The organism is Streptomyces sp. NPDC002623, assembly GCF_053592635.1.
Genome location: NZ_JBSFWB010000011.1, coordinates 1 through 26,995 on the forward strand (window position 1 = coordinate 1; position 26,995 = coordinate 26,995).

At 71.0% G+C, this 26,995-nt stretch carries 24 protein-coding genes; 17 read left to right on the forward strand and 7 right to left on the reverse strand.

Annotated elements, in window-relative coordinates; all coding sequences use genetic code 11:
* Positions 1-115 precede the first annotated feature (115 nt).
* From ACWD4O_RS20900 to ACWD4O_RS20940, 9 genes are all read left to right on the forward strand, one after another.
* Positions 116-760 carry an HAD family hydrolase gene (locus ACWD4O_RS20900; protein ID WP_451281739.1) on the forward strand — a complete coding sequence of 215 codons (645 nt, stop codon included), beginning with the start codon at positions 116-118 and terminating at the stop codon, positions 758-760.
* Positions 761-841: 81 nt separating this feature from the next.
* The gene (locus ACWD4O_RS20905) at positions 842-1,567 is read left to right on the forward strand and encodes a VC0807 family protein (protein ID WP_451281741.1); all 726 of its coding nucleotides are present in this window, start codon (positions 842-844) and stop codon (positions 1,565-1,567) included.
* A 75-nt stretch (positions 1,568-1,642) separates the two neighbouring features.
* Positions 1,643-2,863, forward strand: coding sequence for an MFS transporter (locus ACWD4O_RS20910; protein WP_451281743.1), 1,221 nt, complete (start codon positions 1,643-1,645; stop codon positions 2,861-2,863).
* Complete coding sequence (locus ACWD4O_RS20915) at positions 2,814-3,986, forward strand: acetoin utilization protein AcuC (protein ID WP_451281744.1); 1,173 nt, start codon at positions 2,814-2,816, stop codon at positions 3,984-3,986. The genes ACWD4O_RS20910 and ACWD4O_RS20915 overlap by 50 nt, the downstream gene beginning before the upstream one ends.
* 183 nt (positions 3,987-4,169) lie before the next feature.
* Positions 4,170-4,985 carry a phosphatase gene (locus tag ACWD4O_RS20920; protein ID WP_451281746.1) on the forward strand — a complete coding sequence of 272 codons (816 nt, stop codon included), beginning with the start codon at positions 4,170-4,172 and terminating at the stop codon, positions 4,983-4,985.
* A 134-nt stretch (positions 4,986-5,119) separates the two neighbouring features.
* A complete protein-coding gene (locus ACWD4O_RS20925; protein WP_004984898.1) occupies positions 5,120-5,332 on the forward strand; it encodes a helix-turn-helix domain-containing protein in 213 nt (70 codons plus the stop codon).
* A 189-nt stretch (positions 5,333-5,521) separates the two neighbouring features.
* Positions 5,522-5,620, forward strand: a complete 99-nt coding sequence (locus ACWD4O_RS20930; protein WP_003948845.1) for a 30S ribosomal protein bS22 — start codon at positions 5,522-5,524, stop codon at positions 5,618-5,620.
* Positions 5,621-5,904: 284 nt separating this feature from the next.
* Positions 5,905-6,999, forward strand: coding sequence for an NAD-dependent epimerase/dehydratase family protein (locus ACWD4O_RS20935; protein WP_451281747.1), 1,095 nt, complete (start codon positions 5,905-5,907; stop codon positions 6,997-6,999).
* A 14-nt stretch (positions 7,000-7,013) separates the two neighbouring features.
* Positions 7,014-8,075, forward strand: a complete 1,062-nt coding sequence (locus ACWD4O_RS20940) for a lysophospholipid acyltransferase family protein (RefSeq protein ID WP_451281749.1) — start codon at positions 7,014-7,016, stop codon at positions 8,073-8,075.
* Between the two features lie 231 nt (positions 8,076-8,306).
* Here the strand turns inward: ACWD4O_RS20940 and ACWD4O_RS20945 are convergent, their stop codons facing one another.
* The 3 genes from ACWD4O_RS20945 to ACWD4O_RS20955 all read right to left on the reverse strand — a co-directional run bounded on the left by ACWD4O_RS20945 (position 8,307) and on the right by ACWD4O_RS20955 (position 11,995).
* Complete coding sequence (locus ACWD4O_RS20945; RefSeq protein WP_451281751.1) at positions 8,307-9,545, reverse strand: DUF5667 domain-containing protein; 1,239 nt, start codon at positions 9,543-9,545, stop codon at positions 8,307-8,309.
* 279 nt (positions 9,546-9,824) lie between these two features.
* Positions 9,825-10,601, reverse strand: coding sequence for an ECF subfamily RNA polymerase sigma factor, BldN family (locus ACWD4O_RS20950; protein ID WP_398419161.1), 777 nt, complete (start codon positions 10,599-10,601; stop codon positions 9,825-9,827).
* Positions 10,602-11,047: 446 nt separating this feature from the next.
* On the reverse strand, positions 11,048-11,995 hold the full coding sequence (locus ACWD4O_RS20955; protein WP_451281753.1) for an HAD family hydrolase: 948 nt from the start codon (positions 11,993-11,995) through the stop codon (positions 11,048-11,050).
* 102 nt (positions 11,996-12,097) lie between these two features.
* Between ACWD4O_RS20955 and ACWD4O_RS20960 the strand changes: the two genes are divergently transcribed.
* The 6 genes from ACWD4O_RS20960 to hemB all read left to right on the forward strand — a co-directional run bounded on the left by ACWD4O_RS20960 (position 12,098) and on the right by hemB (position 18,979).
* On the forward strand, positions 12,098-12,370 hold the full coding sequence (locus ACWD4O_RS20960) for a glutaredoxin family protein (RefSeq protein ID WP_451281755.1): 273 nt from the start codon (positions 12,098-12,100) through the stop codon (positions 12,368-12,370).
* 261 nt (positions 12,371-12,631) lie between these two features.
* Entirely contained in the window at positions 12,632-13,396 is a 765-nt protein-coding gene (locus ACWD4O_RS20965) for a redox-sensing transcriptional repressor Rex (protein ID WP_450945947.1), read from the forward strand.
* A complete protein-coding gene (locus ACWD4O_RS20970) occupies positions 13,393-15,126 on the forward strand; it encodes a glutamyl-tRNA reductase (RefSeq protein ID WP_451281758.1) in 1,734 nt (577 codons plus the stop codon). The genes ACWD4O_RS20965 and ACWD4O_RS20970 overlap by 4 nt, the downstream gene beginning before the upstream one ends.
* 5 nt (positions 15,127-15,131) lie before the next feature.
* Positions 15,132-16,088 carry a hydroxymethylbilane synthase gene (hemC, locus tag ACWD4O_RS20975; RefSeq protein ID WP_450945949.1) on the forward strand — a complete coding sequence of 319 codons (957 nt, stop codon included), beginning with the start codon at positions 15,132-15,134 and terminating at the stop codon, positions 16,086-16,088.
* Positions 16,085-17,791, forward strand: a complete 1,707-nt coding sequence (locus tag ACWD4O_RS20980; RefSeq protein WP_451281760.1) for a uroporphyrinogen-III synthase — start codon at positions 16,085-16,087, stop codon at positions 17,789-17,791. Before hemC ends, ACWD4O_RS20980 begins: the two co-directional genes overlap by 4 nt.
* Positions 17,792-17,986: 195 nt before the next feature.
* Positions 17,987-18,979 carry a porphobilinogen synthase gene (gene hemB, locus ACWD4O_RS20985; protein WP_451281762.1) on the forward strand — a complete coding sequence of 331 codons (993 nt, stop codon included), beginning with the start codon at positions 17,987-17,989 and terminating at the stop codon, positions 18,977-18,979.
* 35 nt (positions 18,980-19,014) lie between these two features.
* Here hemB and ACWD4O_RS20990 read toward each other — a convergent pair whose 3' ends face one another.
* A complete protein-coding gene (locus tag ACWD4O_RS20990) occupies positions 19,015-19,749 on the reverse strand; it encodes a DUF4232 domain-containing protein (RefSeq protein WP_451281764.1) in 735 nt (244 codons plus the stop codon).
* 188 nt (positions 19,750-19,937) lie between these two features.
* Between ACWD4O_RS20990 and ACWD4O_RS20995 the strand changes: the two genes are divergently transcribed.
* The gene (locus ACWD4O_RS20995; RefSeq protein WP_451281765.1) at positions 19,938-21,308 is read left to right on the forward strand and encodes a helix-turn-helix domain-containing protein; all 1,371 of its coding nucleotides are present in this window, start codon (positions 19,938-19,940) and stop codon (positions 21,306-21,308) included.
* Here the strand turns inward: ACWD4O_RS20995 and ACWD4O_RS21000 are convergent.
* Entirely contained in the window at positions 21,248-21,469 is a 222-nt protein-coding gene (locus ACWD4O_RS21000; RefSeq protein WP_451281766.1) for a hypothetical protein, read from the reverse strand. The genes ACWD4O_RS20995 and ACWD4O_RS21000 overlap by 61 nt on opposite strands.
* 191 nt (positions 21,470-21,660) lie before the next feature.
* Between ACWD4O_RS21000 and ACWD4O_RS21005 the strand changes: the two genes are divergently transcribed.
* Positions 21,661-22,884, forward strand: a complete 1,224-nt coding sequence (locus ACWD4O_RS21005; protein WP_451281768.1) for an aminotransferase-like domain-containing protein — start codon at positions 21,661-21,663, stop codon at positions 22,882-22,884.
* 20 nt (positions 22,885-22,904) lie between these two features.
* On the opposite strand, the gene ACWD4O_RS21010 is transcribed toward ACWD4O_RS21005, so the two are convergent.
* Entirely contained in the window at positions 22,905-23,690 is a 786-nt protein-coding gene (locus ACWD4O_RS21010; protein WP_451281769.1) for a DUF4253 domain-containing protein, read from the reverse strand.
* Between the two features lie 146 nt (positions 23,691-23,836).
* Positions 23,837-26,941 carry a DNRLRE domain-containing protein gene (locus tag ACWD4O_RS21015; protein ID WP_451281771.1) on the reverse strand — a complete coding sequence of 1,035 codons (3,105 nt, stop codon included), beginning with the start codon at positions 26,939-26,941 and terminating at the stop codon, positions 23,837-23,839.
* Between the last annotated feature and the right edge of the window lie 54 nt (positions 26,942-26,995).

Consider the following 26,995-nt stretch of genomic DNA (forward strand, 5'->3'; position numbering starts at 1 on the left):
ACTGCAGGGGGGACCCTGTGGGAGAGTAGGACACCGCCGAACAAATATTACGGGGAACCCCCGCACCTTATGGTGCGGGGGTTTTCTGCGTTCGGGCTCGTTTAGGGTCTTAGTCATGCGCTATGACCTGGTGATCTTCGACAACGACGGTGTCCTCGTGGACAGCGAGCCGATCTCCAATCGGCTGCTGGCCGACTACCTGACCGAGCTCGGGCACCCCACCTCCTACGAGGACTCCATCCGGGACTACATGGGCTCCGCTATGCACCGGATCCACGATCTGGTCCAGGAGCGCACGGGGGAGCGGTTGCCGGCGGAGTTCGACGACACCTTTCACCGGCGGGTGTTCGCGGCCTTCGAGCGGGAGCTGGAGCCTGTGGCGGGTGCCGTGGACGTCCTCGCGAAACTGGCCGCGGACGGGGTGCCGTACTGCGTGGCCTCGTCGGGGAGTCATGAGCGGATTCGGGTGGGGCATCGGGCGACGGGGCTCGACCGGTGGTTCGACGACTCGCGGGTCTTCAGTTCGCAGGATGTCGGGAAGGGGAAACCGGCTCCCGATCTCTTCCTGCACGCGGCTGAGCGGATGGGGGTGACGCCGGAGCGGTGTGTGGTCGTCGAGGACAGTCCGCTGGGGGTGCAGGCGGCTGTGGCGGCCGGGATGGACGTGTACGGGTTCACCGCGATGACGCCGGCGGCGAGGCTGGCGGGGGCCACCCGACTCTTCTCCCGCATGGGGGAGTTGGCCGACCTGCTGATCTGACGGGGGGCCTGACATTTGTCATGCATAGCTCCGGACGATCGTTTCTACTGGGGGACCCGTCCCGGCGGCGAAGCTGAGGGCATGACGACGAACCAGCGCAAGAGCCGGCACCAGAAGCTGAACGCCTTCGCCCCGCTCATCGTGGACGTTGCGGTGCCGATCGGGTCGTACTACCTGTTCAAGAGCGCGTTCGGGATGAGCACGTTCGCCGCTCTCGCCTGGAGCAGTGTCGTGCCGGCCGGGCGGACGCTGTGGAGTGCGGTGCGGGAGCGGTCGGTCAACGGGCTCGCGGGGCTCATCCTCGTCGTCAACGTGGTCGGGCTGGTGCTGAGCTTCCTCTCCGGGGATCCGCGGCTGATGCTGGCCAAGGACAGTGGGGTGAGCAGCACGGTCGGGATCGGGATCCTGGTCTCCGTGGCGCTGGGGAGGCCGATGATGACCGCCGGGCTCAAGCCGTTCCTGGTGAAGGGCGACGCGGTCAGGGAGGCTGCCTGGGAGCGGCTGGAGAGCGGGGCGTCGGTCGCGTCGGCGGACTTCCGGCGGCGGGAGCGGGCCTTCTCGGTCGTGTGGGGTGTGGTGCTGCTCGCGGAGTGCGTCGTGCGGGTCGTGGGGGCGTACACGGTGCCGGTGGACACGATGGTGTGGCTCGGGTCGGTGGTCATGGTCGTGGCAATCGGTCTGGGGATCGGGCTCGGTGGGGCGCTCGGGGCGGGGCCGATGGAGGCGATGGTCAGGTTCGAGGCGGCGGCGGCCGGGGAGGCTGCTGAGGCCGAGGTCGGGAGGGCTGAGCTCGCCCTCGCCCGGTGAGCCAGGGAAAGCTGAGGGAAATTCATCTTTGGCTGGATCTACCCACGAGTACGCCGGGGCCCTACGCTCGCCGCCATGACAGATGTGCTGCGGCGCGGTAGGGCCTCTTTGGCGTTCAGCTTCTTCGCGCAGGGAGTCGCCTTCGCTCTGCTCGTGACCCGGATCCCGGCCATCCAGAACAGGTACGGGGTCTCCGACGCGCTGCTGCCCGTCTTCCTCGCCGCCGTGCCCATCCTGGCCGGGGTCGGGAGTGTGACGACCGAGCAGTTGGTGAAGCGGATACCGCCCAGCCGGGTGCTGCGCTGGGCCCAGCCGGTGGTGCTGCTGGCGCTGCTCGGGGTCGGGGCGGGGCGGGGGCTGCCCGAGCTGGGGATCGCCCTGGCCGTCTTCGGGCTTGCCGTGGGGGCGCTGGACGCCTCGATGAACATGCTCGGGGTGAGTCTGCAGCGGACGTACGGGCGCAGCATCATGCTCAGTTTCCATGCGGTGTTCAGCCTGGGCGGGATCGTGGGGGCCTCGCTGGCGTGGGCGGGGGCGCACTGGCATCTCGCGCTCTGGGTGTCGTATCTGCCGGTGGTGGCGGTGTTGCTGCCGCTCGCTCTCCTGGGGAGCCGGTGGTATGTCGACGGGGGTTCGGAGGCCGGTGCGGAGGACGGGAGCGGTGCCGAGGCGACGTCGGGTGTCGGCTTCAAGTTGTTGCTGCCGCTGTGTCTGGTGATGGCCTTCGCCTATATCGGGGACTCGACGGTCTCCAACTGGAGTGCGAAGTATCTGCAGGACGTGCTGGGGAGTTCGGAGCAGCTGGCGACCGTCCCGTACAACGTCTACATGGTGACCACGCTGCTCGGGCGGGCCATCGGGGATGTCGGGGTGCGGCGGTTCGGGGCTGCGGCGGTGGTGCGGCTGGGGGCTGTGGTGGCGGCTGTGGGGTTCGCGGTGGTGGCCGTCGCGCCCGGGGCGTGGGTGGGGATGCTGGGGTTCACGTTGGTGGGGCTCGGGTTGTGTGTGCTGGTGCCGCAGACGTTCGCGGCGGCGGGGCGGTTGTTCCCGGGGGCTTCGGACGCGGCGATCGCTCGTCTCAATATCTTCAATTACGTCGGTTTCCTGGTCGGTTCGCCGTTGGTGGGGGCGTTGGGCGATGCCTGGAGCTACCGGGGGGCGATGGCGGTGCCGATGGTGTTGGTGCTGGTGACGTTGGTGTACGCCCGGTCGTTCGCCGCTCAACCGGACCGATACGGTGGCGGGCATGAGCGGCCGCGCACAGCTGATGTGGGACGAGGCAGTAACGGGCTATGACTTCGGGCCCGAGCATCCGATGGATCCGGTCCGGCTGGATCTGACCCGGAGGCTGGTCGGTGCCCTGGGGCTCGACCGCGCGATGGACGTCGTCGCGGCGAAGCCCGCCGGGGAGTCGACGTTGCGGCTGGTGCACCGGGAGGACTACGTCGAGGCCGTCAAGGCGGCGTCGGCGGAGCCGGGGGCGGCGGACCAGTCGTACGGGCTGGGGACGATGGACGATCCGGCCTTCGCCGGGATGCACGAGGTGTCCGCGCTCATCGCCGGGCTCTCCGTGGGCGCGGCGGAGGCCGTGTGGCGGGGGGACGCGCTGCACGCGGTGAACTTCTCGGGCGGGTTGCATCATGCGATGCCGGGGGGTGCGTCGGGGTTCTGCATCTACAACGATGCCTCGCTGGCCATTGCCCGGTTGTTGGAGCTGGGGGCGGAGCGGGTCGCGTATGTGGACGTGGACGTGCATCACGGGGACGGGGTGCAGGCGGCGTTCTGGGAGGATCCGCGCGTGCTGACGATCTCGTTGCACGAGCATCCTCGGACGTTGTTCCCGCAGACCGGGTGGCCCGAGGAGACCGGGGCCGGGGCGGGGGAGGGGGCCGCGGTGAACGTCGCTCTGCCGGCGGGGACCGGGGACGCGGGGTGGTTGCGGGCGTTCCACGCGGTGGTGCCGGAGCTGATCGCCGACTTTCGGCCGGATGTGCTGGTGACCCAGCACGGGGCCGATACGCACTTCGAGGATCCGCTGGCTCATCTCGCGGTGTCTCTCGACGCGCAGCGGGCTGTGCAGGTGGCCTGTCATGAGCTGGCGCACGAGTACGCCGGGGGGAAGTGGGTCGCGCTGGGCGGGGGCGGCTATGCGGTGGTGGAGGTGGTGCCGCGGTCGTGGGCGCATCTGGTGGGGGTGGCGGCGGGGGCGCCGGTGGCTCCGGAGACGGTGATTCCGGAGAGCTGGCGGCAGGAGGTGTTCGCTCGTACCCGGCAGTTGGGGCCGGGGCGGATGACCGACGGGCGGTGGCCGGTGGGGTATGCGGAGTGGGATGCGGGATACGACCCCGCTGATCGGCTGGATCAGGCGGTGCTGGCCACTCGGCGGGCGGTGTTTCCGTTGCGTGGGCTGTTGGCGTAGTTTTTCGCCCCCGCCGCCCCTACCCGTCCCATCACTCAGGGGGCTCTGCCCCCTGGATCCCCGTGTCGGCCCTGAAAGGGCCTCGTCCTCAAGCGCCGGACGGGCTGGAAGTGCTTACGCCAACCGTGCGGTGTTCGCCTGATTTCAGCCCCGGCGGGGGCGGGGTGCGTCAGCATCGCTCACGTGCTCAGTTCCGAGGCCCTTCGGGCGCATCTGCTGGCTGCGCGGCTGGCCGGGGTGGTGGCCACCTCGCGGGAGGAGAGTCTGCGGAGTTATCGGCTGTTCGCTGCCCGGGATCCTCGGGTGATGATCGGTCTTGATCCTGAACGGAGTTGGGGGCAGCGGGACCTGATCGCGTTGATGGCGGACAGGTGTGGGGTTTCGGCCGATCCTGAATGCGTGTCCGGGCATGATGTGATCGATCCCGAGCGGACGGTCGCCGCGCTGGACGCGTTCGCGGCGCGGCTCGCCTCGGTTGCCCAGCGTGGTGCTCCCGTGCTCCTCGGCACCGGGCATCCCCATCGGCTGCTGGGGTTCTACGCCGGTCTTGCAGACGCTTTGTCGGCGGCGGGATGTGATGTCCTCACCCCGGCGCAGGGTCACTGTGTCGACATAACGACCCGGTTCGGTCTACGTACGCACAACCTTGATTACGTACGGGGGGTCGCGGTCGTCCGGGAGGCCGGGGTCGAACGCGCCGGTTGTGCGACCGGTGTGCACAGTCATTCTCCGCTGCCGGTTCGGGTCGCTCTGGCCGCGGCCGCCGAGGGCGGTGGGCCGCTGCCCGAGCTGGTGATCGGGGACCACGGGTGGGTCTGCGGGGCAGGTCAGCTGGGGTTCGAGGCCATCGGGCTGGCGGACACCGATGACCCCGCGCTGTTCGTGGGGGAGGCCGAGGGGGTCGTCTCCGTCGTCGTTCCACTTGATGACGCTGTGCGGTCCGGTTACTACAGGCCGCTGACCCGCTACGTACTCAATCGAGCGTGTCTGTCACAGTAGGCCGCTGATGGGTGCACCTCTTCCCCACTCGCATCACCCGCCCCTACATTGGGGAGTGAGCACGCAGCGACGAAGAGTCACCGGAAGGGGAAGCCGGTGGCCGAAGAGTCGAGTGCGGAAGGTTCAGGTGTGTCATGGCTGCAGCTGGCGAGAGGCCTCTGAACGAGGTTCAGTTCCTTACCGTGGCGGAAGTCGCCTCGGTGATGCGAGTGTCGAAGATGACCGTGTACCGACTGGTGCACAGTGGTCATCTGCCCGCGATTCGGGTGGGGCGGTCCTTCCGCGTCCCCGAGCAAGCGGTTCACGAGTACCTCCGCGAGAGCTACGTGGGGGTGGAAACCGCCTGACGGCCGAGGTCCCGGGGCCTGTCCGCAGGGGCAGGCCTCAGGCTGGAGGGGGCCGGCCTCAGGGCCGTCTCGGGCCCCTCCAGCCCCTCGATTACGACCTCAGCCCGTAGGCGGGTAGGCTAGCCCCTCGTAGGTCGTATGGGCCCATGGCGCCCAGCACCGAGTGATGAGAAGTGAGCGAGGGTAGTCGTGGGCTCTGTTATCAAGAAGCGGCGCAAGCGGATGGCCAAGAAGAAGCACCGCAAGCTGCTGAAGCGCACCCGCGTTCAGCGTCGCAACAAGAAGTAAGCGCAACTCTTACTTCGCGCGACGCGAGCCGCGTTGGCGTCGTGTGGCCCCCCATCGTGTTATCGGTGGGGGGCCACACGTATATGCACGTGTCGTGCGGTCGGTTGAACGCCGTGCGTATGCCTGGACGGGCACCATGGCTGATCTGGGCGTACGACCGCACGTTCTGGTCACCTCGTGCATCGGGCGGTCATCACAGCGCAACACCGACCCGCTAAGTTGGCCCGCAGACGGGGAACTCGGCAGGGCGGCAGCGGTTCCAGGACGGAAGGAAGGCGCTGATCTTGGGGAAGGTCGTGCTCGTTACCGGAGTGGCCCGTCAGCTGGGGGGCCGGTTCGTACGACGGATCCAGCGTGACCCACAGGTCGACCGGGTGGTCGCCGTGGACGCCGTGCGGCCCGAGCACCATCTCGGAGGCGCCGACTTCATCCAGGCCGACATCCGGCAGCCCACCATCGCGCGGGTGCTGGCCGAGACCGGTGCGGACACGGTCGTCCACCTGGACGTGACCGCGACCGCGCTGGGCAGCGGCAGCCGGACCACGGTCAAGGAGACCAACGTCATCGGGACGATGCAGCTGCTCGGGGCGTGTCAGAAGTCGCCGAACGTGAAGCGGCTGGTCGTGAAGTCCAGTACGAACGTGTACGGGTCCGCGCCGCGTGATCCTGCCGTGTTCACCGAGACCACGCCGGCCAAGTCGCTGCCGAGCGGCGGCTTCGCGAAGGACACGGTCGAGGTGGAGGGGTATGTGCGGGGCTTCGCCCGGCGGCGGCCCGACGTCGCCGTGTGCGTGCTGCGGTTCGCCAACATCCTCGGGCCCACCGCCGAGACGCCGCTCGCCTCGTACTTCTCGCTGCCCGTGCTGCCGACCGTGTTCGGCTACGACCCCCGGCTGCAGTTCGTGCACGAGGACGATGTGATCGAGGTGCTGCGGATCGCCTCGCACGATCCGCAGCGGGGCACGCTCAACAGCGGCACCTTCAACATCGCCGGTGACGGCGTGCTGCTGCTGTCGCAGTGTTCGCGGCGGCTAGGGCGGCCCACGGTGCCGCTGTTGCTGCCGGCGGTCACCTGGGCGGGGTCCCTGGTGCGTACGCTCGGCATGACGGACTTCTCGCCCGAGCAGATCCGGCTGCTCACCCACGGCCGGGTCGTGTCGACGGTCCAGATGCGCGAGACGCTGGGGTTCATGCCCCGGTACACCACGGCCGAGACGTTCGCGGAGTTCGCGCGCAGTCACGGACCCGGACTGCTGCCGCCCGAGGCCGTCGCCGGGGCCGTCGACCGGATCGCCGCGGTGCCGCTGCCGCTGCCGGGCGGCGGCGGCCGGTCCCCGGCCCGGCGGCCGGCCCACCCCCCGACGCAGAGCGCCAACTGAGGAGCGCATCAACGATGGCGGACGCCAAGGTCATTCCGTTCGACGACGACCGGACCCGGGGGAGCGCCGTAGCTCGGCCGCCCCGGCGCCGGGGCGCGGGGAGCCGGCGCAGGAACGGCGAGCCCGCGCCGGTCCGGGAGATCGGCGAGTTCGGTGAGGTCCAGCCCCTGCCCACCAGGGCGATCGGGCAGGATGATGTTCCTGTGACGGGTGAGGAACGGCCGGGCCAGGACGGGGGCGGCCTTGAGCGGCGGATCGCGGGCGGGTTGTCCTTCCTGCGCCGGCGCCTCACGGGCGACTACGAGGTCGACGACTTCGGCTACGACGAGGAACTGACCGACCAGGTCCTGATGTCCCTGCTGCGGCCGCTGTACGAGAAGTACTTCCGGGTCGAGGTGAAGGGCGTCGAGAACATCCCGGCCGAGGGGGGCGCGCTGATCGTCGCCAACCACTCCGGGACGATCCCGATGGACGGCCTGATGATGCAGGTCGCCGTCCACGACCATCACCCCGCGGGACGGCATCTGCGGCTCCTCGCGGCCGACCTCGTCTTCATGCTGCCGGTGGTCAACGAACTGGCCCGCAAGCTCGGGCACACCCTTGCCTGCGCGGAGGACGCCGAACGGCTCCTGGCGCAGGGCGAGGTGGTCGGGGTGATGCCGGAGGGCTTCAAGGGCATCGGGAAGCCCTTCAGCGAGCGCTACAAGCTGCAGCGGTTCGGCCGGGGCGGCTTCGTCTCCACGGCCCTGCGGCAGGGCGCTCCGATCATCCCCTGCTCGATCGTCGGGGCGGAGGAGATCTACCCGATGATCGGCAACGCCAAGACGTTGGCGCGGGTGTTGGGCTTCCCGTACTTCCCGCTGACGCCGACCTTCCCGTGGCTGGGGCCCTTGGGCGGCATCCCGTTGCCGACGAAGTGGACGATCCAGTTCGGCGAGCCGATCCCGACGGACGGCTTCCCGCCGGAGGCGGCGGAGGACCCGATGCTGATGTTCAACCTTACGGACCAGGTCCGGGAGCAGATCCAGCACACGCTGTACAAGCTGCTGGTGCAGCGGCGGTCTGTGTTCTTCTGACGGGGCCGGTTCGGCGGGGCGGCGGGTCTTTGGCGGGCTGAGTGGAGTCGGCGGACGGAGTCCGGCGCAGCTGGGCGAAGCCTGCGAAGCAGTGCGAGGGCAGCAGACAGGAGGGGCCAAGTTGCTGGTGCAGCGGCGGTCGGTGTTCTTCTAGGTCAGCGTCAGCAGTGCGGCGGTGGGGTTGCCCCTTTCAGAAGGGCAACCCCACCGCCGTCGCATGTGGTGCTGGTGTTACTCCGCGTCCTCGCTGTCGATGCCCAGGCCTGGGAGCAGGCCGGGGAGGAGGGGTGGGAGGGTGACGTCCGGTTGGGTGGTGGGGATGCTGGTGGTCGGGGCGGTGGCGCCGGTGTCCTTCGGGGGGTCGAGCAGGCCGCCGGTGTTGCCGCCGAGGAGGCCGTCGTCGCCGGTGCTGCCCGAGGTGGAGGACTTGCTGGGGCTGCCGGCGCTGCTGCCGGTGCCGTCGGAGGTGTCGGCGCCGGTGCCGGGGCTGGTCGAGTGGTCGGTGTCCGAGGCGCCGGTGGATGCCGAGCCGGGGCCGCCCTGGCGGGTGCCGCCGCCACCCTGGGCCGGGGGTTGCGGGAGCAGGGACTGCAGCGGGGCGACCTCTTCGTCTATGGCTTCGAAGACCGACGAGACCTGTTGACTGACGTCGCCGAGCTGGACGGGCAGGCGGTCGCGCAGGGCGCCCCAGACCTCGCGGTGCGAGCGGGAGAAGGCTTCCAGGGCCTGGATGGGGCCGAGGGAGTTCGGGTCGCGTTCGTACGCCTCGTGGAGAAGGCGGTGGCCTTCCGAGGCGTCGTGCTGCATGCCGTTCAGGGCGCGGCGGATCTCGCCGAGGGACTCGTGGTCGAGGTCGCCGCTGCGGCCCCGTTCCATGAGCCGGCGGGCTTCGCTGAGCCGGGTGGAGGCCTGGTCGAGATATGTGCGTCCGCGCTCGCCGTCCCCGTCGGCCAGGTAGTTGAGCTTGAAGTCCTCGATGCCACGCTTCAGCCCGTAGAGCCCGTCGCCCGGGAGGGCGTCGGAGCTCGCGGCGGCCACGCCGCCGAAGGCGCCCGCCGCGACGCCGACGCTGAGGCCGCCCGCGGTGAGGCCCTTGGCGAGGCGGGAACGTGGTCGGAACTTGCCCAGGGGACCGGCCCGGTGAGTGCCCCTGGCTCGGTGGGAGCGTGGCTCCGGTACCGAAGGGTCCGACGCTTCGCCTCCCGCGGTGCCCGCCTGCAGCATGGCCTCCATTGCGGCGACCAACTGGGCCCGCTGGACGACCTTGACCTCGGGGTCGAATTCCGGCTTGGGCAGCTCGGCGAGACTCGTGGCGAGGGCCAGTAGCTGGCCCTGCCCGGTCTGGTCCGCAGCGGCCGGTGCCGGTGGTGATCCTTCGGTCTGCTCGGCCGCCGTGCCCTGGTCGGACTGCTCCTCCAGGGCCTGGGCGAAGGCGTTCGCCCGCCGGTGCGCCGATACGTTCGCGATCACTGGCGGCACCTCCTCTCGTCATGACGGTCGACTCCCCGGGGGTCCTGAGGGTTGCACGCTCCCGGCCGGGTCCACACGATCGAGTGATCGGGGTCGGCCGGGAGGTGACCACAGGGAGCCTGTATCCCGCACAACGACTGGCGCGGCACTTGGGTTACGGACTGCGGATGATCGGATCGGGAAGGCAACGGACTTTCACTGAAGGTGAGTTGGCGTCACGGAGTGTGTGGCGTCGGCGGTGGGCGGGGGGATTGCGGAAAGAGAGAGGAAGGGGCGGGGTCAGCGGGCGTCTTCCGGGAGGAGACGGGCGAGGGTGCGGACGGCCCGGTACTGGAGGGTCTTGATCGCGCCCTCGTTCTTGCCCATCACGCGCGCGGTCTCGGCGACGGACAGGCCCTGGAGGAAGCGCAGGGTCACGCACTCCTGTTGCTGGGGGTTGAGCCGACGCACGGCGTCCAGCAGCGCGGCGTTGGAGAGGGACTCCAGGACGGAGTCCTCGGGGGAGCGCTCGACCTCGTTGGCGTCGAGCATCTCGCCGGTCGTCACCTCGAGCCGGAAGCGGCTCGACTTGAAGTGGTCGGCGACGAGATTGCGGGCGATGGTGACGAGCCAGGCGCCGAAGTCGCGGCCCTGCCAGGTGAACGTCCCGATGCGGCGCAGGGCGCGCAGGAACGTCTCGCTGGTGAGATCTTCGGCGGTCGCCTTGCCGCCCACTCGGTAGTAGATGTAGCGGTAGACCGTGTCGCTGTACTGGTCGTACAGGCGTCCGAACGCGTCGGCCTCGCCGGCCTGGGCGCGTTCGACGAGGTCCATCATCCGGGCGCTGTCGCTGTCGGCGGCGGGTCGGCGGGCCGCGGGCGCGCCGGCCGTGCGTCCTCGTCTGCCGACCGCGGCGGTGCCGTCGGCCAGTGCGTAGCACGGGCCGACGGGTGCGGCGACGAAGGCGGGGACGGCGTACGCGGTGGGGACGAAGCCGCGCAACAGGTCCTGGACCGTAGCGACCGTTGCGCGCAGCGTAGCCAGGCCCGAGGTGTCAACCCCGACGTGTGGGTACACGGGACTCCCAGAGGCAGAGCTTCCATCACGTGCAGTACGGAACCGTTCACCCGTCGTAGCGACAGGAGGGGTACCGGATTGCGTTTGAGGAGAATAACGCTTCGTGCAGGCCCTGCTACACCGAGTTGCTCAAATCATCGATTACGTCGCTTCTGTGGCCTATTGACGCTCGATCAAGTTGCGTAGGGTGACAGATTGTTGATCGAAACGGTTCGAGTTTCGGGTCGGTACGGGGCGTCTTGTGGCTGTGCGCGGACAACAGGACTGGATGTGGGGTTACGGGGGTACGACCGTTGGATTGGCCGGGTTTGCTCGTGGGTGTGGGGTGTTGTCGGGCGGCATGACGAAAGCGGCCGAGGTGGTTGTAGTACCGCCTCGGCCGCTTCTCGTGTGCCTCGTGTGTCTCGTGCGTCTTGCGTGCCTCGTGTGTCTGGTCCCGGGTCGGGTTACCGCCGTCGGCGGGACAGGGCGATCGCCGCCGCCGTGCCGCCGGCCACCGCGCCCACGCCGGCCGCCGCCGGGATGCCGACCTTCGCCGCCTTGCGGCCCGTGCGGTAGTCGCGCAGCCGCCAGTCGAGCTTGTGGGCGTGCTTGCGGAGCTTGGTGTCGGGGTTGATGGCGTAGGGGTGGCCGACCAGGGACAGCATCGGGATGTCGTTGTGGGAGTCGCTGTAGGCGGCGCAGCGGGAGAGGTCCAGGTTCTCCGCCGCCGCCAGTGCGCGTACCGCCTCCGCCTTCGCGGGTCCGTGCAGGGGCTCGCCGACCAGCTTGCCGGTGTAGACGCCGTCGACCGACTCCGCGACCGTGCCGAGCGCGCCGGTGAGGCCGAGGCGGCGGGCGATCACCTGGGCGATCTCGACCGGGGCGGCTGTGACGAGCCACACCTTCTGGCCGGCGTCCAGGTGGGCCTGGGCGAGGGCGCGGGTGCCCGGCCAGATGCGCTCGGCCATGTACTCGTCGTAGATCTCCTCGCCGATGGACATCAGCTCGGCGACGCGGTGGCCCTGGACGATCGACAGGGCCGAGTCGCGGGCCTCCTGCATGTGTTCGGGGTCCTCGACGCCGGCCAGCCGGAACCACGCCTGCTGCCAGGCGAAGCGGGCCAGGTCGCGGGTCTCGAAGAACTTCCGTTTGTACAGGCCGCGGCCGAAGTGGAAGAGCGCGGCGCCCTGCATCACGGTGTTGTCGAGGTCGAAGAAGGCGGCGGCCAGCGCGTCGCCGTGCACGGGGAACTGCGGTTCCCGGTCGGAAGCGTCCAGGGTGTCCTGGGTGTCGAGCGCGTGCTGTGCTTCCTGCGTGGACTTGCGGGCTGCCTCCGCCGAGGCCTCGCCTGCCAACACGCTCCGCGCCGTGGCGGAGCGCCTACGGGGAGTGAGCCATCCTAGAGCGGCCATGGCGTGAGCATAGCCAGTCTGTTCGGCGGTTCCGCAGGCGCGAGGTTTGAAGGGTGTGAACTCTCCGCGACCGGGCCGTTAAAGAAGCGCGAGAATGGCGGTATGACTCCCCTCTTTCGACGTAAGGCCGATCCCCGCGAGCGGTCGGTCACGCTCATTCGCAAGTCCGGTTGTCATCTGTGCGACGACGCGGAGCTCGTGATCGAAAAGGTCTGTGCGGAACTCGGTGTGTCCTGGGAGCAGAAGGACATCGCCGAGGACCGGGAACTGTACGACCAGTACTGGGAGCAGATCCCGGTGGTCCTTGTGGACGGCCGTCAGCACACGTTCTGGCGGGTGGACGAGGGGCGGTTGCGCAAGGAGTTGGCCGGGTGAGCCGGTTGGCCGAACTGACCAAGCAGTACAAGGCTGTACCGAACGTCGTTTAGGATCGATGGCGGTTTTGTCTCGGGGGCGGGATTCACGAGGAGAGTGGCGGTTTTGCCCCCTGGAATGACGCGCGTGACCCCGGTCACGTTGGGCGGGCAAATCGGACACCATCTTTGTGCACGCGTTCACAAAGACATAGCCTGCTGTCGACGGGGCGGTCCGGGTACGTGTGACCGCCTGCAGCCCCGCTCTACCCGCAGGAGCACCGTGGCAACTGGCCGAACTCACCGACCGGCGACCCGTAGCCGAGGGATTCCCGAGGCCACCGTCGCCCGGCTTCCGCTGTACCTTCGCGCGCTGACCGCACTGTCGGAGCGCTCGGTACCCACGGTCTCCTCCGAGGAGCTCGCGGCCGCGGCGGGGGTCAACTCCGCCAAGCTGCGCAAGGATTTCTCCTACCTGGGTTCTTACGGAACGCGGGGTGTCGGCTACGACGTCGAGTATCTCGTCTACCAGATCTCCCGTGAGCTGGGCCTCACGCAGGACTGGCCGGTTGTGATCGTCGGGATCGGTAACCTCGGCGCGGCGCTCGCCAACTACGGGGGGTTCGCCTCGCGTGGATTCCGGGTCGCGGCGCTCATCGACGCCGATCCCGCGATGGCCGGGAAGCAGGTCGCCGGGATCTCCGTGCAGCACAGCGACGGCCTGGAGAAGATCATCTCCGACAACGGCGTGTCGATCGGCGTGATCACCACTCCGCCGGCCGTCGCCCAGCAGGTCTGCGACCGGCTCGTGGCCGCCGGGGTCACCTCCATCCTGAACTTCGCGCCCACCGTGCTGTCCGTGCCGGACGGCGTCGACGTGCGCAAGGTCGATCTCTCCATCGAGCTGCAGATCCTCGCCTTCCACGAGCAGCGCAAGGCCGGCGAGGAGGCCGCGGCGAACGAAGCCGCCGTGGCCGCGCCCGTCAGCCGCGACGACTCCACCGACCAGGGGCCCGACGGGGACGTACCCGCCGTGATGCCGGCATGAGTCTCCTCGTCGTCGGACTGAGCCACCGCAGCGCACCCGTGAGCGTGCTGGAGCGGGCCTCGCTGTCCACGGACGCCCAGCTCAAGCTGCTCCAGGACACGGTCGCCGCGGAACCGGCCGCCGAGGCCGCCGTCCTCGCGACCTGCAACCGGATCGAGCTGTACGCCGACGTGGACAAGTTCCACGCGGGCGTCGCCGAGCTGTCCACGCTGCTCGCCCAGCACAGCGGCGTCGGCCTGGAGGAGCTCACCCCTTACCTCTACGTGCACTACGAGGACCGGGCCGTCCACCACTTCTTCTCGGTGGCCTGCGGGCTGGACTCCATGGTCGTCGGCGAGGGGCAGATCCTCGGGCAGATCAAGGACTCGCTGGCCCGGGCGCAGGAGCTGCACACCGCCGGGCGGCTGCTGAACGACCTGTTCCAGCAGGCCCTGCGGGTCGGCAAGCGCGCTCACTCCGAGACCGGCATCGACCGCGCCGGGCAGTCCCTGGTCACCTTCGGCCTGGAGCAGCTGGCCGCGGGCGGGGACGTGCAGGACTGGGCGCGGGGCAAGCGGGCCCTCGTCATCGGCGCCGGCTCCATGTCCTCGCTGGCCGCCGCCACCCTCGCGCGCGCCGGGGTCGCCGAGGTCGTGGTCGCCAACCGGACCCTCGACCGCGCAGAGCGGCTCGCCCAGATACTCGTCGAAGCCGACGGTACGGGCGTGTCGGCCCGTGCGGTACCGATGGAATCGGTGCCGGCCGAGCTGACACGTGCCGACGTGGCCGTCTCCTGTACCGGGGCGACGGGCCTGGTCCTGACGGCGGAGGCGGTCGCCACGGCCGTCGAGGGCCGCACGGGCGTGCCCGCCGCCTTCACCGTCTTCGACGCCGAGGCCCCGGTGACGGACGACGTGCGGCCGCTGCCGCCCACCTCCGTCGGGACCGAGGAGGGCTGTCCGCTCGACCTGGCCGCCGTCCAGCAGGCTCCCGTGCAGCCGACGTCCGGCTTCTCCGTGACGGGGGAGGCCGCCGTGGCCGGCATGGACGCGGCCACCCTGGAGCAGCACGCCGCCTGGGTCGACAACGCGACCGTGGACCGGCGGCTCGCCGCCCGCCGCAGCCCCGAGGCCGACGCCGAGCTGATCACCGCGCTCGCCGCGACGGCAGCCACCGTCGGCCGGATCCCCGAGCGCCGTCGGCCCGAGGCGGCTCCCCTGCCCGTCCGCGCGCAGCCCGTCCTGTTCCTGCTCGACCTCGCGATGCCGCGGGACGTCGACGCGGCCGCGCACCGGCTCGCCGGGGTGCGGCTGGTGGACATCGAGTCGCTGGCGGAGGCCTCGGCCGACGCGCCGATGGCCGCCGACGTCGACCAGGTGCGGCGGATCGTCGCCGACGAGGTCGCCGCGTTCGGCGCCGCACAGCGGGCCGCGCACATCACGCCGACCGTGGTCGCCCTGCGCGCCATGGCCGCCGATGTGGTGGCGAACGAGATCGCCCGGCTCGACGGGCGGCTGCCCGGGCTGGACGACAAGCACCGCGCCGAGATCACGCAGACCGTGAAGCGGGTCGTCGACAAGCTGCTGCACGCACCGACCGTACGGGTCAAGCAGCTCGCGGCCGAGCCCGGCGGCGCCGGGTACGCGGACGCGCTGCGAACCCTGTTCGACCTCGACCCGGAATCGGTGGCCGCCGTGTCCCGGGCCGAGGACAGCACCGAGAAGAACGCAGAGAACCGAGGGCCGGCATGAACGGCATGAGTAAGGCACTGAGACTGGGGACGAGGCGAAGCAGACTCGCCATGGCCCAGTCCGGGCAGGTCGCGGACGCCGTGAGCCAGGTGACCGGACGGCCCGTGGAGCTCGTCGAGATCACCACCTACGGCGATGTCTCCCGCGAGCAGCTCGCACAGATCGGCGGCACGGGCGTCTTCGTGACCGCGCTGCGCGAGGCGCTGGCCAAGGGCGAGGTCGACTTCGCGGTTCACTCGTTGAAGGACCTGCCGACCGCGCAGCCCGAGGACCTCGTCCTGGCCGCCGTACCGGTGCGCGAGGACCCCCGCGACGTGATCGTCGCCCGGGACGCGCTGAAGTTCACCGACCTGCCGCGCGGGGCGCGCATCGGCACCGGTTCGCCGCGCCGCATGGCGCAGCTGAACGCGTACGCGCGCGCCCACGGGCTGGACATCGAGACGGTGCCGATCCGCGGGAACGTCGACACACGGATCCGGTACGTGCACGACGGCGAGCTGGACGCGGTGGTGCTGGCCGCGGCCGGCCTGAGCCGCATGGGCCGCCTCGACGAGGTCACCGACTTCCTGTCGATAGACACGGTTTTGCCCGCTCCCGGCCAGGGAGCACTGGCGATCGAATGCGCCGCGGTCAACGCGGACCTCGTCGCCGCACTCGGTGAGCTCGACGACCCGTTCACCCGGGTCGCCGTGACCGCCGAACGGTCCCTGCTCGCCGCCCTGGAGGCCGGTTGCAGTGCCCCTGTGGGCGCGCTGGCCGACCTGCTGGCCGACGGGCAGATTGTCAGAGAAATGCGCCTGCGGGGCGTCGTCGGCACGACCGACGGCACTCGTACGGTGCAGCTGTCCACCACCGGTCCCGTGCCCGAGACGCACGACCGGGCAATGGCGCTCGGTCGCGAACTCGCCGCCGAGATGCTTGCCCAGGGCGCGGCCGGTCTGATGGGGGAGCGAGCACAGTGAGCCCCACCACCCTTCCAGCCGCTGGTCCTGAACACGGGCACGTCACCTTCCTGGGTGCCGGACCCGGGGATCCGGGACTACTGACTCTGCGCGCCGTGGAGGCGCTGGCGCACGCGGACGTCCTCGTCGCCGAGCACGAGGTGCTCGACGTCGTACGGGCGCACGCGAGGCCGGGCGTCACCGTCGTGAACGCGGAAGCGGGTCCTTCGTCGGACCCTCTTCCGGGCACGGGCGCGCCCCTCCCGACGATTGTTGACGGTAAGTCAACAACCGCTGAGGTACCCGCTGTGCGCGATGCCGCACATCTTGTCATGGAGGCCGCACGGGGCGGCAGGCGGGTCGTCCGTGCGGTGTCCGGGGACCCGGGACTGGATACGTACGCGGCGGAGGAAATGCTCGCGTGCGCGGCGGCCGGTGTCCCCTTCGAGGTCGTACCCGGTGTCGCGGCCGCCGTCGGCGTGCCCGCGTACGCCGGTGTGCCGCTGCGGGACGCGCAGGGCGCGGACGTCCGCTTCGTCTACGCGCGGACGGCTTCGGACCGTTGCTGGACCGAGGTCGGAGCGTCCGACGGCACCGTCGTCGTGTCGACGACCCTGGACTCCGTGGCCTCGGCCGCCGGGGAACTGGTGTCGGCGGGACGCAAGCCCGATACACCGATGACGGTCACGGTGGCCGGGACGACGACCCGGCAGCGCACGTGGACGGCGACCCTGGGCACGATCGCGCAGACCCTGAAGCAGGCGAAGGTGCTGCCCTCGCCCGAGGGCGGCCGGCCGGTGATAGTCGTGGTCGGTGAGCGTTCCGCACCCGCCCAGCGCGACCAGCTGTCGTGGTTCGAGTCCAAGCCGCTGTTCGGCTGGAAGGTGCTCGTGCCGCGTACGAAGGAGCAGGCGGTGTCGCTCTCCGACCAGCTGCGGTCGTACGGGGCCGTGCCGCACGAGGTGCCGACGATCGCCGTCGAGCCGCCGCGGACCCCGCAGCAGATGGAACGGGCGGTCAAGGGCCTGGTGACGGGCCGGTACGAGTGGATCGCCTTCACCTCGGTGAACGCGGTCAAAGCCGTACGGGAGAAGTTCGAGGAGTACGGGCTCGACGCGCGTGCCTTCGCGGGCATCAAGGTCGCGGCCGTGGGCGAGCAGACCGCGAAGGCGCTGGTCGCGTTCGGTGTGAAGCCGGACCTGGTGCCGAGCGGCGAGCAGTCCGCGGCGGGGCTGTTGGAGGACTGGCCGCCGTACGACCCGGTCTTCGACCCGATCGACCGGGTGTTCCTGCCGCGTGCCGACATCGCCACGGAGACGCTGGTCGCCGGGCTGATCGAGCTGGGCTGGGAGGTCGACGACGTCACCGCCTACCGGACCGTGCGGGCCTCGCCGCCGCCGGCGGAGACCCGGGAGGCGATCAAGGGGGGCGGGTTCGACGCCGTTCTCTTCACCTCGTCGTCCACGGTGCGCAACCTGGTCGGGATCGCCGGCAAGCCGCACAACGTGACCGTCATCGCGTGCATCGGGCCGGCCACCGCCAAGACCGCGCAGGAGCACGGTCTGCGGGTGGACGTGATGGCTCCGGAGCCGTCCGTGCACAAGCTCGCGGAGGCGCTGGCCGACTACGGGTTGCGGCGGCGGGCGGCTGCGCAGGAGGCGGGCGACCAGGTGAGCCGGCCCAGCGAGCGGCGGCCGGGGGCTCGGCGACGCAGGGCTACCTGACGTAGTGGAGTGGGGTGGGGCGGTGGGGGGTTTCGCCCCCGCCGCCCCTTCCCGTTCCCGTCCCTGGGGGCTGTGCCCCCAGACCCCCCTTTCGGCCTGAACGGCCTCGTCCTCAAACGCCGGACGGGCTGGAAGGGCGGTCCCCCGACTGGGCGTCGGCAAGGGCATCGTTGGGGCGGGCGTAGCGTTAGGCGTATGACGACGTACGGATCCTTTCCCGGTTCGCGGCCTCGTCGGCTGCGGACCACTCCCGTCATGCGGCGCATGGTCGCGGAGACCCGGCTGCACCCGGCTGACTTCATCCTGCCCGCGTTCGTGCGGGAGGGCGTGAGCGAGCCCGTGCCGATCCAGGCCATGCCCGGGGTCGTGCAGCACACGCGCGACAGTCTGAAGAAGGCCGCGCTGGAGGCCGTGCAGGCGGGGGTCTCCGGGATCATGCTCTTCGGGGTGCCGGAGGAGTCCAAGAAGGACGCGGTCGGGACGGCCGGGACCGATCCGGACGGGATCCTTCAGGTCGCCATCCGGGATGTCCGGGCCGAGGTCGGCGACGAGCTGCTGGTGATGTCCGATCTGTGCCTCGACGAGACCACCGATCACGGGCACTGCGGGGTGCTGGACTCCGAAGGGCGCGTCGACAACGACGCCACCCTCGAGCGGTACGCCGAGATGGCTCAGGTCCAGGCCGATGCCGGGGCGCATGTGGTGGGGCCCAGCGGGATGATGGACGGCCAGATCGGGGTCGTCCGCGATGCCCTTGACCAGATCGGGCGGGAGGACGTCGCCGTCCTCGCCTACACCGCCAAGTACTCGTCCGCCTTCTACGGGCCGTTCCGGGAGGCCGTCGGGTCCTCGCTGAAGGGGGACCGGAAGACCTACCAGCAGGATCCGGCCAATGCCCGGGAGTCGATGCGCGAGCTCGCGCTCGATCTGGAAGAGGGCGCCGACATGGTCATGGTCAAGCCGGCCGGGCCCTACCTCGACATCCTGGCGCGGGTCGCGGACGCGGTGGACGTGCCCGTCGCCGCCTACCAGATCTCCGGCGAGTACTCGATGATCGAGGCCGCCGCCGAGAAGGGCTGGGTCGACCGGGACCGGGCGATCTTCGAGACGCTGACCGGCATCAAGCGGGCCGGGGCGCGGAACATCCTCACCTACTGGGCCACCGAGGCGGCCCAGAAGCTGCGGTAATTCCCCCATATCCCCGTGCCTGCCGCTTGCGCGGGTCACCAGGACAGGACGTCCTCCATGCTCTGCTGCCAGTACGTCACCGTCAGGGAGCTGTCGTAGTAGACGCCGCCGGTGGGCAGTGACGGCTTCGCGGACGCGCCGCCGTCGCTGCCCGGGTTCCTGCCCTGGAAGTAGATCGTCAGGTTCTTGGAGGTCGTGCCGCCCTCGCCGCTGCCGTCGGCGGCCGACAGCCGCACTCCCGCGTAGCCGGACTCGCCGGGCGCGAGGGTCGTCACGGCCTGCGGCTGCGTGTCCTCGTCCACCGGCGGCACCGACTGCGCGCCGTCGAACTTCAGGGACGGGTAGTAGTAGAGGTCGCACATCTTGCTGCCGGTGTTGGTGACCGTGAGCAGCATGTGGTTCAGGGGGCGCGTGAGGGTCTGCGCGGTGACCTTGGTGTTCGAGCCGTTGCAGGTGACTCGGTTCGCGGGGTCCGTGTCGTCGGCGGCCTTCGTCGCCCCGGCGGCCGCGGCCGGCGGGTTCTTCGCCGGGGTGCCGGAGGTGCCGGAGCCCGTTCCGGTCGTCGTGCCCGTCCCCGTTCCGGTCGTCGTGCCGGCGTCGGTGGTCGCGTCCGTGGCGGGGGTCGGCCGGCTCGCGGTGGGCTTCGTCGTCGACGATGCCGGCTGCGACGCGCCCTCGTCCTGGACGCCCGTCCCGTTCTCGCAGGCCGTGAGTGCGAGGGCCGTCAGGGCGGTGAGCGCGAGCAGGTGGCGGGTGCGGCGGATGCGCATGGTCAAGTCCTCTTCCGGGATGGCGGGTTGAAGCGACGTGCTTGGATGGCTACAGCTTGGGAGGGGATCCGTCCCAGCTGCCATGCCTGGCGGACCATCCGGGAAGCTGGAACGCTGGCAATGGGTCTGACCTGGGCAAACACGCCATCCCTGGAACGCCGGGATGGGACATGGGGAGTGGGGAAACGGTGTCTACGGCCGAGTTCGCGGAGTTGCTGCGGGAGTTGAAGGAGCGGTCCGGGCTCAGTTACGGGACGCTCGCGAAGCGGCTCCACATGAGTACGTCGACGCTGCACCGCTACTGCAACGGGGACGCCGTCCCCACGGACTACGCCCCCGTGGAGCGGCTGGCCCGGCTCTGCAAGGCATCTCCGCAGGAGCTCGTCGAGCTGCACCGGCGGTGGGTGCTGGCGGATGCGGTGCGGGGGAGGAAGCCGGCCGCCGACGGTGGTGGCAGTGGCAGCGGCAGCGGTGGTGGCAGTGGTGGTGGCAGTGGTAGCGGGGGTGATGGCGCGGATACCGCCGCGGAAGCTGTGGTGGAAGAGGCCGGCGATGTGGGTGCGGGCGTTCTGGACGCCGGCGTCGTGGATGTCGGGGTCGTGGACGTCGGCGTCGTCCCGCAGGAGAGCGGTGGGCGGGGGTGGAGGAGGCGTCGGCCGTTGCTGCTCGCCGGTGTCGGGGTCGTGGCCGGTCTCGGTTCCGTCGCCCTCGCGCTCTCGCTGACTCTGCCGTCCGGTGGCTCGGGGCGGGACGGGGACTCCGACGGCAGTCCCGTGGGGGCGGCCGCATCCGTGCAGGGGAAGGGCGCGGCGAGCGGTTCGCCGTCCGCCTCCGCCTCGCCGTCCGTCTCGGCTTCCGCCTCGGTCTCGAGGTCCGCGTCCCCGTCGGCCGCGGACTCGCCGTCGGCTGCGGCGGCGGGCGGCGGTGCGGAGGACTCCGACGCCGTCCCCCTGACCGTCAGCGCCCGGCCCTACGCCTGGGAGAGCCCCTGCTCGCAGCACTACCTGATCGACCGGGAGCCGGGGCAGGTCGCCCCGCCGCCCCTCGAACAGGACGCGCCCGCCTGGGTGGCCGCGCACGGGGCCGTGTCGTCGGGGAACCAGTTCCTGGAGTTCACCGTGCAGGGGACCGGCGCGGAGACCGTCGTCGTGGAGGACGTCAAGGTCCGTACGGTGGCGAAGCGTTCGCCGCTGGAGTGGAGCGACTTCGCGATGGGCTACCCCGGGGTCGGCTGCGGCGGCGGGGTGCCGACGCGCTACTTCACCGTCGCCCTCGACGCGGCGCGGCCCGCGCTGGTGCCCGAGGCGGGGCACCCCGACTTCCCGTTCAAGGTGAGCGCGTCCGACCCGGAGATCTACTACGTGACCGCCGACGCCTCCGCGTACGACGTGAGCTGGCAGCTGGAGCTGTCCTGGTCCAGCGGGTCACGGCACGGCACGCTGACCCTCGACGACGACGGCAAGCCGTTCCGCACCAGCGGCAACAACGGGCGGCCCGCCTACGAGTTCCCGCTGGGCGGCTCCGCGTGGGGGCCGGCGGGGTCGTTCGACACGCCGTAGGAGCCGGTCCGGGGGCCGGAGCCGTTCAGGGTGCTGGAACTCGACGGGCCCTCGTCGCGCAGGCCCTGGCCGTCGTCGCATGCGGTCAGGGTGAGCACGGCGGCGGCGGTCAGGGCGGCGGCCAGCGGACGGACGCGGCGGCGGGTACGGCGTGTGGGCATGGGGCCAGCCTGTGCCGTATCGCCCGTGGACTGCCATGCTCGGCGGGCAAGTCGGGACGCCGGTTCGGTCCCATGGCGTTCGACCTGCGGAAACAGTGCCGGTCCGGGACGGGTCGTGGGACGCCCGTGCCGGCCGTCCAGATGTCAGAAACCCGTGTGTAGACCGCATCCATCTCTCTAGGGTGCCTCGCATGACCTTCGCACCCGTCTCCGCTCCTGTCTCCGTTCCCGTCTCCGCTCCCGTCCCTGAACTGGCCGGGCGTGCCCGGTCGATCGGCGGCTCGCCCGTGCGGGACATCCTCGCCGTCACCGCCCGCCCCGAGGTGATCAACTTCGCGGGCGGGCTGCCCGCGCCCGAGCTGTTCGACCGCGCGGGCGTCGCCGCCGCGTTCCGGTACGCGCTGGAGGAGGCCCCGGCGCAGGCCCTGCAGTACTCCACGACCGAGGGCGAGCCGGAGCTGAGGGAACGGCTCGCCGCTCGGACGACGGCACGCGGACTGCCCACGACCGCCGACGACCTGCTCGTCACCACCGGCTCCCAGCAGGCGCTGTCCCTGCTCGCGACCGCGCTGCTCGAGCCCGGCGACACCGTCCTCGTCGAGGCCCCCTGCTATCTGGCCGCCCTCCAGGTGTTCGGCCTGGCCGGAGCGAGGATCCTCGCCGTGCCCGAGGACGCGGACGGCCCCGACCCCGAAGCGCTCGCGGAACTGGTCGTCCGGGAACGGCCGAAGCTGCTCTACACCGTCCCCACCTTCCAGAACCCCACCGGCCGCACCCTCCCCGCCGAGCGCCGTGCCGCCCTCGCCTCCGTCGCCGCCCGGCACGGCCTGTGGATCGTCGAGGACGACCCCTACGGCGAACTCCGTTACGACGGCGAGCGCCTGCCCTGGATCGCCGCCCACCCCGACGCCCGCGACCGCACGGTCCTGCTCGGCTCCTTCTCCAAGGTCATGGCCCCCGGCATACGGCTGGGCTGGCTGCGCGCCCCCGCGGAGCTGCGACGGGCCTGCACGGTCGCCAAGCAGGCCGCCGATCTGCACACCCCGACCGTCAACCAGCTCGCCGCCGCCCGCTACCTGGCCGTCAACGACCTCGACGCCCATGTGGCGCGGGTGGCCGCCGTGTACCGCGAGCGGCGGGACGCCATGCTGGCCGGGCTGGGCGAGGCGCTGCCGCCGGGGTCGCGGTGGGACCGGCCCGAGGGCGGCATGTTCCTCTGGGCCCGGCTGCCGCGGTCGTACGACACCGCCGCGCTGCTCCCGCAGGTCGTCGCACAGGACGTCGCCTATGTGCCCGGCGCGCCCTTCTACGCCGGTGAGCCCGACCGGTCGACGCTGCGGCTGTGCTTCGTGACGCAGACGCCGGAGGAGATCGGGGAGGGGCTGCGCAGGCTGGGGCGCGGGTTGACCGGCTAGGACAGGTCCCTAGGTGCGGGTCAGTCCCACCAGAAGGTCCAGGTGGGTTCGCCGACGAGCTGCTGGGCGTAGGCCGCCAGGGTGCCCGGGCCCTGGAGGACGTTGTCCGGGCAGAACGCGAAGTGCTCGGCGGCGATCCGCTCCGCTTCCTCGACGGTGCTGGGCGGGGCCGCGACGGACACGGCGAGGACGTCGAAGCCGAGGCCGACGACCCGTATGCCGAAGCGGTCCTCCCAGGAGCGCAGGACGGCGCTCAGCCGTGCCGTGTCGTCCTCGTGGTTGACCGGGCCGGACCAGCCGAGGGCCGCCGGGACGTCCGCGCTGCGCCGGGCGGGGACCAGTGCGAGGTAGGGCGACCTGAACCAGGAAGGCCCCTGCTCCGCAAGGGTGTCGGCGATCTGCGCGGCGCGTGCGTCGGGGTCCGCCGTCAGGGCGGGGGAGGCGGCGAGGCCCGGCCACTCCTCGCCCTGCGCCGCGCACTCCTCCCAGTACTCCGCGAGGACCTCCTCCGCGTCGTGGTCCCCCGGGTAGGAGACCTCGTCGGGCATCAACTCCCATTCCTGCGGGCCGCCCTGGGATCCGCCGAGGTCGACCAGGACCGGGAGCAGCCCGGCCCGCGCCGCCGGTGCGCCCAGGGCCGTCCAGTTGCCGGAGGACGCGGACTGGTCCGAGTGCCACAGCAACGGCTCGTGCCACGGACCGTCGCAGGTCGCGTCGATCAGTCTCCCGGGCGGGAGTTGGAGCCCGAGGGAACGCCCGCTCGGGTCGGACGCCAGCTTGGGCAGCGGGTTGGGAAGAGTCGCCATGGTGGTGACTGTAAGGGGCGGCACTGACATCGGCACGGGCCGGCGAGCGGGCAGCCGAGCCGGCAGCCGAGCGGGCGGACGGCGAGCCCCGGCCGCCCCCTCGCGGGGACGACCGGGGCTCGGTGGGCTTCGCCGCGACGGGCGGGTCAGCCGAGGGCCTTGACCGTCCTCCAGTCCAAGGTCAGGACGATCTTCACGGCCGCATTGGTGTTGGTCCTCGACGGGTTGTAGATGCGCATCTGTCCGTCGGCGCCGAAGCGGGCCCAGATGTCGGGGATGTCGTCGTTGTTGACGTCGGGGATGCCGAGGGCCGTCGACACGCCGGCCTCGGTCCAGCTGGTGCCGTAGGCGACGTCCCCGTTGAGGGAGTTGGAGGCCAGCTTGAGCGATTCGAGGTCGACGCTGCCGCTGACGGTGCCGGGCTTGCCGTGGCGGACGTACATGTTGCCGTTGTCCAGGTTGCGCCACAGCAGGTCGGGCGTGAGGTCGTCGTTGATGTCGGCGACGTTGACGATGTCCCGGCGGGCCCAGGCGTCGGCGTTCATCTGCGTGGCCGCCTGGAACTTGCCGCCCGTGTAGCCCGAGAGGGTCCAGAAGGCGGGTCCGGCGCGCAGGACCACGTCCGGGAGCTTGTCGCCCGTGATGTCCCCCACCGCCTTGATCTGGGTCCAGGTCGAGGGGGCCGGGGCGTTGGACGGGAGGAGCACCTTCAGGCGCTTGTCCACGTCGAAGCTGCCGTAGCCGTCGCCCGGGTAGAGGTGGAAACCGCCGTCCGGGGTCACCGCGAACAGGTCCGTCGTGCCGTCGCCGGGGTAGGCGTCCCCGTAGTGGGTGATCAGGGCGGCCTTGCCGGTGGTCGCGTTGTACCAGTGGCCCGGCGGGTTGAGGCCGCCGGCCGAGGAGTAGGCCGCGTCCAGGCAGGTGTCGAGTTCGCCGCCCTCGTTGCCGGGGCAGTTGATCAGCTTGCCGGACGCGTCCACCGCCAGCAGGTCCGCGATGGCGTCGCCGCTGGTGTCGCCGGGGCTGTCGGCGACGGCGCTCGGCGGGACGTAGAAGGAGTAGTGGGTGGTCTTGCTCGGGTTGCCGGCCGAGTCGTAGGCGATCGCGTTCAGAGTGTTGGGGCCCGCGTGCTTCGGGGCCAGGTCGGGGACGCTCGACACGCCCGCCACGGGTGCCGGGGCGTCCTTCCAGCCCAGGCCGTCGATGGCGTACCGGATCTTCGCCGCGCCCGTGGAGGTCAAGGTCACCGGGCCCGTTTTGCCGAACTCCACCGTCGCCCAGGTCGCGCCGTCGTCCGTGGCCTCCAGGAAGACGTCGCTCTCCACCGTCGGCGGCGGCGGACCCGAACCGTCCACGGTGAGCGTGCAGTTGCCGCTCGCCGGGTAGTACGCGGAGCGGCCGTCACCCGAGTCCTCGGCCCGTACGTTCCAGTAGTAGACGCCCTTGTCGACCAGGGTGCTGGACGCGATCGTCAGTGTGGCCTTGCCGGCGGAGAGGCTGGTCACCAGCGTGCCCGCGGGCACGGCCGCGCCCGACTTCCAGAACCGGAAGCGCAGTCCGGCGAGGTTGCCGTCGGGGTCGGTGGACTTCGCCGACAGGACCACGTTGGTCTTGCCGACCGTCGCGCCCGCCGTGCTCGTGTTGCAGGCGCCGCCGGGCGTGCTGGTGACGCTGCTCGGCACGGCGGGCTTGCGGTTGTAGGCGACCTCCATGGTCGCCGACTTGGCGTTGAACTTCCGCCAGGTCTGGGTGTCGCTCTCGCTGGTGGCCCGCATCCCGAAGGTGATGTTGGACCAGCCCTTGTCGGCGCCCGTCTGCGCGGCCGACTTCACGTTGAACGCCTCGTACTCGTCCGGGCAGTCGGCGGACGACCAGCCGTGGGCGAAGGACTTGCGCTGGATCTCGTCCGACCAGCTCGGCTGTTTGTTCCAGGTGGTGCCGGACGAGATCGAACCGGTCAGCCAGAACTGGAACTCCCGCTTGGTGCACGACCAGGAGTGGTTGTTGAGCACCTTGAAGGTCGCCGAGGTGATCGAGGCGCCCTTCAGGCTGCTGCTGTAGTTCATCCGCCAGAACGAGCGGGCCGTGCCGTTCGTGTCGTTCTCGCGGCCCACCCGGGCGTCCGAGGTGCCCGAGCTGAAGTTGGTGCCGTTCCAGAAGCTGGAGTTGGGGTACGGCTTGTAGGCCACCGTCCAGGCCAGCCAGGCCGAGATCAGCGGCGGGTCGACGAACACCGGGAACTGCACGTCCGGGTCGCTGAGCAGGCCTGTCTCGGCGACGCGCAGGTTCAGCCGCGCGGTGCCGGTGCCGTCGCCGTCCAGCCGTGTCGGGGCCGGCGCCTGCCGGGCGCCCGGCTCGACGCCGCTCAGCCCGGACAGCTTCAGGACGTCGGCGGGCGTGGCCACCGAGGTGTGCGCCGCGCTGCCCGCGGGCAGTTCCGGGTCACGGCCGGCGGAGTCCCAGGCGAACGGGGTCGGGATGGACCCGGCCTCCTTGCCCGCGGCGTCCAGGACCAGGACCCGGCTCGCCTTGGCGTCGTGACGGAAGCGGGCCGTGGGCGACTTCAGGCCGTACGACACCGTCGCCAGCGCCGGGTTCTGCGCGGCCTCGCGGGTCTTGACGACGAGCAGCTGTGCGAAGCCGCCCTCCTCCCGGGCGACCAGCAGCAGGTCCACGCCGGGCAGCACCTCGGAGTAGAGGGCGCGCGGTCCGTCGAGCACCGGCTCGGGCAGCGGGCCCGGCCAGGTGTAGGAGACGGTGTGGCCGCCCAGCACGGTTTCGGCCAGGAAGGTGTCTTCGGCGGCGGCCAGGGGCTGCCGGGCGTACGAGCGGTCCGCGCGGTCCGCGTCGGCCGTTCCCGCCGAGAAGCGCACCGGCTGGGCCGGGTTGACCGGGCGGATGCCGTCGGCCGTGCGGCGCAGGCGGTTGTCGATCGGCGCCCACCTGCCGGCCGCGTTCTTCGCCCGTTCGGGCAACGCGGTGATCCGGGTGCGCAGTTGGCCGTCCGGCCGGGCCCAGGTCAGTTCGGTGGCGGTGGTCGCGGTGTCCACGGCCACCTCCTTGCCGGTGCGCCTGGCCTCGGCCGCGGCGGCGGCCTCGTCGCGCGGGCCCGTGTCGGCCTGTCGGGCCTCGGCAGGCTTGCGGGACTGCGGAGTCGACGGGTCGTCGGGGTGCCACCAGGGGAGCAGGGCAGCGGTCAGGGCGGCCAGTACCAGGCCGAGAGTGAGGGTCAGCCGGGTGCGCGTGCGCACGAGGGGACTGAGAAAGCGAGGCGGCGCGGACACGGCGGTCTACTCCCGTGTGGT

Coding starts and splice junctions, on each gene's coding strand:
- ACWD4O_RS20910 (WP_451281743.1), top strand. CDS start 1,643: ATGACAGATGTGCTGCGGCGCGGTAGGGCCTCTTTGGCGTTCAGCTTC.
- ACWD4O_RS20925 (WP_004984898.1), top strand. CDS start 5,120: ATGGCTGCAGCTGGCGAGAGGCCTCTGAACGAGGTTCAGTTCCTTACC.
- ACWD4O_RS20960 (WP_451281755.1), top strand. CDS start 12,098: ATGACTCCCCTCTTTCGACGTAAGGCCGATCCCCGCGAGCGGTCGGTC.
- ACWD4O_RS21010 (WP_451281769.1), bottom strand. CDS start 23,690: ATGGCGACTCTTCCCAACCCGCTGCCCAAGCTGGCGTCCGACCCGAGC.
- ACWD4O_RS20970 (WP_451281758.1), top strand. CDS start 13,393: ATGAGTCTCCTCGTCGTCGGACTGAGCCACCGCAGCGCACCCGTGAGC.
- ACWD4O_RS21005 (WP_451281768.1), top strand. CDS start 21,661: ATGACCTTCGCACCCGTCTCCGCTCCTGTCTCCGTTCCCGTCTCCGCT.
- ACWD4O_RS20990 (WP_451281764.1), bottom strand. CDS start 19,749: ATGCGCATCCGCCGCACCCGCCACCTGCTCGCGCTCACCGCCCTGACG.
- ACWD4O_RS20905 (WP_451281741.1), top strand. CDS start 842: ATGACGACGAACCAGCGCAAGAGCCGGCACCAGAAGCTGAACGCCTTC.
- ACWD4O_RS20915 (WP_451281744.1), top strand. CDS start 2,814: ATGAGCGGCCGCGCACAGCTGATGTGGGACGAGGCAGTAACGGGCTAT.
- hemC (WP_450945949.1), top strand. CDS start 15,132: ATGAGTAAGGCACTGAGACTGGGGACGAGGCGAAGCAGACTCGCCATG.
- ACWD4O_RS20900 (WP_451281739.1), top strand. CDS start 116: ATGCGCTATGACCTGGTGATCTTCGACAACGACGGTGTCCTCGTGGAC.
- ACWD4O_RS21000 (WP_451281766.1), bottom strand. CDS start 21,469: ATGCCCACACGCCGTACCCGCCGCCGCGTCCGTCCGCTGGCCGCCGCC.
- ACWD4O_RS20940 (WP_451281749.1), top strand. CDS start 7,014: ATGGCGGACGCCAAGGTCATTCCGTTCGACGACGACCGGACCCGGGGG.
- ACWD4O_RS20955 (WP_451281753.1), bottom strand. CDS start 11,995: ATGGCCGCTCTAGGATGGCTCACTCCCCGTAGGCGCTCCGCCACGGCG.
- hemB (WP_451281762.1), top strand. CDS start 17,987: ATGACGACGTACGGATCCTTTCCCGGTTCGCGGCCTCGTCGGCTGCGG.